Raw genomic sequence first — 7,070 nt, 5'->3', positions numbered from 1 at the left:
GGCCGGACTTCCTCAACCGCCTCAGCAGAGACGATCACGTCGCTCATCAGGTGTTCTTCCTTGATCGGGAGTTACACCGAAGACCGTACAGACCCGCCCGCGAAGGTGCGAGACGTTCCGACGCAAGTAGGGAAGCGTCATGACCGCCGATCCTGGTGTGTCAGGTGCGGCGGCCAGTCTGTTTGCTTCTGTTGAGGGGACAGGAGCGCCTGGGCAAGCTCAGGGACAGGTCATTTGGAGCGAGATCGTGATCGTGGACGATGACGGCAACGAGGAGCCGTACGACCCGGCCAAGCACTGACGACGACAGGCCCCGACTCACTGCCGGGGCCTGTCGCATGCCGTTCTACCGTCGGGCTGGCTTCCCCGCGTCAGAGCTCGCGCGCGAAGTGGTCTTCCTTGACGATCAGGCGCTCTCGGTAGTCCTTGGGGATCATGAGCCTCAGCTTCACTGCGGGTGCGCGCTGGCCCTTTACCTTGGTGCGGGTGACCTCGCACCGAACACCCACCCGCATGAGGTCGGCCGACATGGCCTCGGTGCCGCCCTCTTCCCACCGCTGCCGGAACGTCTTGCCGTTGGCCACGTTCACCCAACGGTCTTCGGTGGTCTCGGGATCGATCTCTCCGAGTTCGGCGATCAGCTTGTCTAGCGTCTGTTCCGCTTGCTCGCGCGTGAACCGCGTCTTTGTGTACCTGCCGCCGGGCTCCAACTCCTTCATGTAGTAGGCGATGGACTCCTCAAGCTGCGCCACCTGGGCGCGGGCTTCCGCACCCCGTGCGTACTCCCGGACCTGCACCGGTTCGTCGCCGAGGACGGAGAGAACATCCACGACCACCTTGGCGTAGATCACCTCAGGGTTCGGGATGCCATGTCCGCCGCTCTTACACTTCTGGCAGCGCATGTAGGAGTAGGGGCCATACGCGTTTTCGTACCTCTTGACTGTCATGTTCGTCGTGCAATCGACGCAGGTGAGGACGCCGAGGAACTTTGTGGCGCCGCCAGGCTGGCGCGTTGGCTGCTTCCTGCTGCGCTTGTCGAGGTCGGCTTGCAACTCGTTGAACTCATCTTCCGTGAAGATGCCCGGTGCCACCCTGATGGGCTTGCCGTTCTGGTCCAGGACGAGCTTTGACCGGCGGGCGCGTCCCTTCATCTCGACCTCAACGCGGTACCCCATCAGGCCGGGGTTGCGCAGTCGGCTGAGCAGGGTGGAGGTCGTGAGCTTCTCGCCCATCAGCTTCGAGCGCTTCAGGACCTTGACCATCCGTGTGGCGGAGACCCCGCGCCTGGCCATGCGTCGGCACCAGTGCAGGGCCTTGTGGGCGTCGTCCTCTACATAGAGGACGACCTTTCCGTTTTCGTCCTCACCGGTGACGTATCCGTAGGTGGGCTTGCCCACCAGCCAGTCACCCTGTGTCTTCGCGTAGTCCCAGAGGCTCGCAACGCGTGTGCTGGTGTTAGTGGCCTCGATCTCGGCGATGCCGCCGATCAGCGTGACCATGATCTTCCCGACGACCGTGGTCAGATCGATCTGGTCGTTCTTGGAGACCAGGTTCTTCCCGTACTTCAACGCCCAGTCGATCATCGTGTTGAGGTCGGACAGCCGGCGGATGAAGCGGTCGAGCTTCCAGAACAGGAGCACGTCGAACTCCGGCGCCCGGTCGTTCAGCCATTCGCCCAGCTGCTTCCGCTTCCATGGCGGCACCTTCGTGGCTGAGACGTTCAGGTCGCTGGCGACGCCGACGACGCGACAGCCCCGGTTCAGTGCCTCCCTGCGCAGGTCGAGCTCCTGACGCACGGGGGAGGTGGTGTCTTCCGTCAGTACGGACAACCGGACCGAGAGCAAGGCCCTGGGAGCGTCGTCCGGAAGGGCGGCCTCGGCCCTCTTCAAGTCCTCAAGCTGGGCCAGGTCTGCGGCGGTCCATTCGGCTTCTACGGTGTAGGCCTTCTGAGCGGCTGCTGAGGCCGTGCGGCTGCGTTTCCCCATGCCAGAGACGCTAGGCCCGGTTTTACCCCTGTGTCTATATGGCCCCAGATGCAGACCGCTATTCAGATCGGTCCCACCGGCAAGAAGATGCTGCCGCTGACGGTCGTGAACAAGTAGTCCCTCGGCACACCGACGACCCCCGGCCGGAGCACTCCGGCCGGGGGTCGTCGGTGTGCGGCTGACCAGGGGCGGAGCGAGGGGCGCGGCGGGGCGCGTACCCTTTGAGGTGACAGAGTCCGGACAGTGGCGGGAACCCGCCGCGCCGGACGGGGACAACTGACTAAGGACTGAGCGACCTGGCACGCCGTACGCCCGACGGTCCGCCGCCCGCGCCGACGGTGCAGCGGATCCGTCTCCGCTACACCAAGCGCGGCCGGCTCCGCTTCACCAGCCACCGCGACTTCCAGCGCGCCTTCGAGCGCGCCCTGCGCCGCTCGGCCGTGCCGATGGCGTATTCGGCCGGCTTCACCCCGCACCCCAAGGTGTCCTACGCCAACGCCGCCCCGACCGGGGTGGCCAGCGAGGCGGAGTACCTGGAGATCGGCCTCGCCGCCGTCCGCGACCCGCAGGCGCTGCGCGCCCAGCTGGACGAGTCGCTGCCCGCCGGACTGGACGTCATCGACGCGGTCGAGGTCCGGACGCCGAACTTCGTGGAGCGCCTGGAGGCCTCCGAGTGGCGGGTGCGGCTGGACGGCGTCGAGCCGCAGGAGGCGGCCCGCGCGGTCGGCGTCTTCCTCGCCGAGGAGCGGGTCGAGGTGCAGCGCCAGACCAAGAACGGCGTGCGCGTATTCGACGCGCGCGGCGCCGTGGCGGCGCTCGAGGTGCTCGCGCCGCAGGTCGACGGCGGTGCGGACACGGAGGCCGGAGCGGCCCACGATGTTCGGACCGGCCGTGCCTGTGCGATACTGCGCCTGGTAGTACGACACGCCACACCAGCCGTACGACCCGACGACGTGTTGTCCGGTCTCCGTGTGACGGCCGACCTGGCGCCGCCGGTCCCCGCAGAGGTGACCAGGCTGGCGCAGGGGCCGCTCGACGAGGAGTCCGGCACGGTGACCGACCCGCTGGCGCTCGACCGCGCCGCGGCCCCGGCCGGTTCCGATCCGGCCGCAGGGCCGCGCGCTACCGCGTCCGCCTAGCGGGCGGAGGCCGGGTCCAGTGCCTCACTGGATCCGACGGACCTCCGGGGTTCCCGCGGCTCCCCAGGGGAGCGAGCGTCGTCGCAGCACAGGCCGGCCCCTTGCGGCCCGCCGACCAGGACGGTCGGTGGGCCCGAGGACCCCTTCCGGGAGCCACCCGGGGTTGGGGGACGGCGCAGCTTGGGAAAACCACAGAAGACTGGTCAGACCAGAAGACTTTCGACACCCCGCCGAGCGTGGGGCGCCGAGCGAGACTACGAGCCCCTGTGCGGCCTCGCGTCCGCGCGGCGGCACCGTGAAAGGGTCCGGCCCGAGCACCGTGAGCGGTGCCGGCCGGCCGCAGGTGTCGTGCCGTGCCCGGATGCGGAGCCCGGGGGCCTGACGGGAGATCCACCCGCATGCTCGATAACACCGATCCGCAGCAGTCTGCGACGGAACCGAACGACACCGGTGCGACCGGTGGCGAGGGCGCGTCCGCCGCGCCGCCGCGCCGCCGTCGCCGCGCGGTGTCCCGCCCGGCGGGTGCACCGCAGGGCGCGGCGGCCGAGGCCGCCGAGACCGTGATCCCGGCCGAGGCGCAGGCCGCCCCGGCCCCCGCTGCCGTCACCGAGGCTCCGGCCGAGGAGGTCCCCGCGGCCGAGAAGCCGGTCCGGGCCCGCCGGACCCGCAAGCGTGCCGAGGCCCCCGCCGGGGCGCCGGAGGCGGCCTCGATCGTCGTCACCGCGCCGGCCGTCGCCGAGGCCCCCGCCGCCGTCGCCGAGGCTCCGGCCGAGGAGGTCCCCGCGGCCGAGAAGCCGGTCCGGGCCCGCCGGACCCGCAAGCGCGCCGAGGCCCCCGCCGGGGCACCCGCCGCCGAGACCCCGGCCGTCGTCGAGCAGGCCCCGGTGGCCGAGCCGGTGGCCGAGAAGGCCGAGCAGCCCGCCGCCGAGGAGGCGCCCGCCGCGCCGGCCCGCCGCGCCCGCCGCCGTCGCGTGGTCGAGGCCGCGCCGGTCGTCGAGGCCCCGGTCGAGGAGCCGGTGGCCGAGGAGGAGCCGGCCGAGGAGGAGACCGAGGCCGAGGCCGCCGCGCCCGCGCCGGTCGCCGAGCCCGCCCCGGCCGTCGAGGCCGAGCCGCCGCACCGGGTGCGCCGCCGCGCCGTGCGCCCGTCCACCGCGATCTTCCAGGCCCCGGTGTTCCAGGAGCCGGCCCCCTACGTCGCCCCGGCCGCGACGCAGCAGCAGCCTGCCGCCGTCGAGGCCCCGGTCGCCGCCGAGCAGACCCCGGTGGCCGCCGAGCGCGAGGAGGAGGACGAGTTCGAGTACAGCGGCGTCGGCCGTCGCCGCCGGGTGCGCGCCCGGGTCGAGCCGGGCCGCTCGAAGGGCGCCGCCAAGGCCGCCCAGAAGGCCGCCGCCAAGGCCACCCCCAAGACCGCCCCCAAGGCCGCTCCGGTGGTCGTCGAGGCCCCGGTCGAGGCGCCCGTCGCCGTCGTCGAGGCCCCCGCCGCCGGTCCGGAGACCGAGGGCGAGTGGGAGGACGACGGCCGTCCGTCGCGCCGCCGCCGCCGGGGCGGCCGTCGCCGCCGCCGTGGCGAGGCCGAGGAGTTCGAGACCGAGGCCCACGAGGCCGAGCAGCCCGCCGAGGAGCCGGCCGCCGCGGCCGTCGACGAGGAGGACGAGGACGACGACGACCTGGCCGCCGGCCTGTCCTCGTCGCGCCGTCGCCGCCGTCGTCGCCGCCGCAGCGGCGAGGCCGGTGCGGTCGAGGCCGCCGAGACCACCGAGGACGGCGTCCGCACGGTCGTGAAGGTGCGCGAGCCGCGCCGCCGCTCGACCGAGCCGTCCTTCGACCCCGACGAGGTCCAGTCCATCAAGGGCTCGACCCGCCTGGAGGCCAAGAAGCAGCGCCGCCGTGAGGGCCGCGAGCTGGGCCGCCGCCGGGTGCCGATCATCACCGAGGCCGAGTTCCTGGCCCGCCGCGAGTCGGTCGAGCGCGTCATGGTGGTGCGCCAGAACGGCCAGCGCACCCAGATCGGCGTCCTGGAGGACGGCGTGCTCGTCGAGCACTACGTCAACAAGGAGCAGGCCACCTCGTACGTCGGCAACGTCTACCTGGGCAAGGTCCAGAACGTGCTGCCGTCGATGGAGGCCGCGTTCGTCGACATCGGCAAGGGCCGCAACGCCGTGCTGTACGCCGGCGAGGTCAACTTCGGCGCGCTGGGCGGCCACGGCGGCCCGCGCCGGATCGAGTCGGTGCTGAAGTCCGGCCAGTCCGTGCTCGTGCAGGTCTCCAAGGACCCGATCGGCCACAAGGGCGCCCGCCTGACCAGCCAGATCTCGCTGCCCGGCCGCTACCTGGTCTACGTGCCCGAGGGCTCGATGACCGGCATCTCGCGCAAGCTCCCCGAGAACGAGCGCGCCCGCCTGAAGCAGATCCTCAAGAAGATCGTCCCGGACGACGCGGGCGTCATCGTGCGCACCGCCGCCGAGGGTGCCTCCGAGGACGAGCTGACCCGCGACGTCCAGCGCCTCCAGCAGCAGTGGGAGGAGATCCAGAAGAAGGCCGCGACCGGCAACGCCCCCGCGCTGCTGTACGGCGAGCCGGACATGACCGTCCGGGTCGTGCGCGACATCTTCAACGAGGACTTCACCAAGGTCATCGTCTCCGGCGACGAGGCGTGGCAGACCATCCACGAGTACGTCTCCAGCGTGGCCCCGGACCTCGCCGAGCGGCTCCAGCGCTGGACCTCCGAGGTGGACGTGTTCGCCACCTACCGGATCGACGAGCAGCTGATGAAGGCGCTGGACCGCAAGGTCTGGCTGCCCAGCGGCGGTTCGCTGGTGATCGACCGCACCGAGGCGATGGTCGTCATCGACGTCAACACCGGGAAGTTCGTCGGCCAGGGCGGCAACCTGGAGGAGACGGTCACCCGGAACAACATCGAGGCGGCCGAGGAGATCGTGCGCCAGCTGCGGCTGCGCGACCTCGGCGGCATCATCGTGATCGACTTCATCGACATGGTGCTGGAGTCCAACCGGGACCTGGTGCTGCGCCGCCTGCTGGAGTGCCTGGGCCGGGACCGGACCAAGCACCAGGTGGCCGAGGTCACCTCGCTGGGCCTGGTCCAGATGACCCGCAAGCGGGTCGGCCAGGGCCTGCTGGAGTCGTTCTCCGAGGCCTGCGTGCACTGCAACGGCCGCGGCGTGATCGTCCACATGGAGCAGCCGAGCGCCCACACCCACGCCCCGGCGGCCGCGGCCGTCGAGGCGGGCCAGGGCGGCAAGCGCCGTCGCCGGGGCAAGGGCGGTGCGGGCCACGAGGAGCCGCAGGCCGTCGAGGCCGTGCCGGTGACGGAGGAGACGGTCGTCGAGCTCGTCGAGGCCCCGGAGGCCCCGGCCGAGCCGGTGCGCGAGGAGATCGAGGGCCAGCTGGCCCTGGAGGTCCCGGGCGTCGAGGCGCCGGTGTCCCAGGCGGCCGCGGAGGCCGTCGGGGCCCCCGTCGCCGAGCCGGCCCCGGTGGCCGCTCCGGCGGGCCGTCCGCGCCGCCGCGCGGTGCGCAAGGCGACGGCCCCGGCCGGTTCGCCGCAGGGCGCCGAGATCGTGGTGCTGCAGGCGAAGGCCGACGCGGCGCTGGAGGCGGCCCTGGAGGCCGCCGCGGTGGCCGCCGCGGCCCCGGTCGAGCCGGTCGCCGAGCCGGTCGCCGAGGAGGCTCCGGTGGAGGCCGCCGCCGAGGCTGCGGCCGAGGCGCCCGCGGAGGAGCCGGCCGCCGAGGCCGAGGCCGAGGAGGCGCCGGCCCCCAAGAAGCGGGCCGCGCGCAAGACCGCCGCGAAGAAGACCGCCGCCAAGAAGACGACGACGGCGGCCAAGAAGACCACCGCCCGCAAGACCGCGACCAAGCGGACGAGCGCGGCGGCCAAGAAGGCGGCGGCCGCCGAAGGTGATACGGCGGCCGAGTAGTGCCCACGCCCGGG

The 7,070-nt window shown here is 72.3% G+C and carries 4 protein-coding genes; 3 read left to right on the top strand and 1 reads right to left on the bottom strand.

What is annotated here, in order from left to right; all coding sequences use genetic code 11:
- Positions 1–139 precede the first annotated feature (139 nt).
- Positions 140–301: a hypothetical protein gene (locus ACFVSN_RS24515; RefSeq protein ID WP_387599818.1), complete on the top strand. Its 162-nt coding sequence runs from the start codon at positions 140–142 to the stop codon at positions 299–301.
- Between the two features lie 70 nt (positions 302–371).
- On the opposite strand, the gene ACFVSN_RS24510 is transcribed toward ACFVSN_RS24515, so the two are convergent.
- A complete protein-coding gene (locus ACFVSN_RS24510; RefSeq protein ID WP_387956568.1) occupies positions 372–1,985 on the bottom strand; it encodes a recombinase family protein in 1,614 nt (537 codons plus the stop codon).
- Positions 1,986–2,323: 338 nt separating this feature from the next.
- On the opposite strand from ACFVSN_RS24510, the gene ACFVSN_RS24505 reads away from it, so the two are divergent.
- A complete protein-coding gene (locus tag ACFVSN_RS24505; RefSeq protein WP_380446161.1) occupies positions 2,324–3,124 on the top strand; it encodes a TIGR03936 family radical SAM-associated protein in 801 nt (266 codons plus the stop codon).
- A 398-nt stretch (positions 3,125–3,522) separates the two neighbouring features.
- Positions 3,523–7,056, top strand: coding sequence for a ribonuclease E/G (locus ACFVSN_RS24500; RefSeq protein ID WP_387956567.1), 3,534 nt, complete (start codon positions 3,523–3,525; stop codon positions 7,054–7,056).
- Positions 7,057–7,070: the final 14 nt, after the last annotated feature.

The organism is Kitasatospora sp. NPDC057904 (assembly GCF_042887925.1).
Classification (GTDB): domain Bacteria; phylum Actinomycetota; class Actinomycetes; order Streptomycetales; family Streptomycetaceae; genus Kitasatospora.
Note: the sequence above shows the minus strand (reverse complement) of the source record. Positions and strands in the feature narration are given on the sequence as shown.

Bases quoted from the DNA above. Each gene is read 5' to 3' on its own strand.
- ACFVSN_RS24510 (WP_387956568.1), bottom strand. From the start codon at position 1,985: ATGGGGAAACGCAGCCGCACGGCCTCAGCAGCCGCTCAGAAGGCCTAC.
- ACFVSN_RS24515 (WP_387599818.1), top strand. From the start codon at position 140: ATGACCGCCGATCCTGGTGTGTCAGGTGCGGCGGCCAGTCTGTTTGCT.
- ACFVSN_RS24500 (WP_387956567.1), top strand. From the start codon at position 3,523: ATGCTCGATAACACCGATCCGCAGCAGTCTGCGACGGAACCGAACGAC.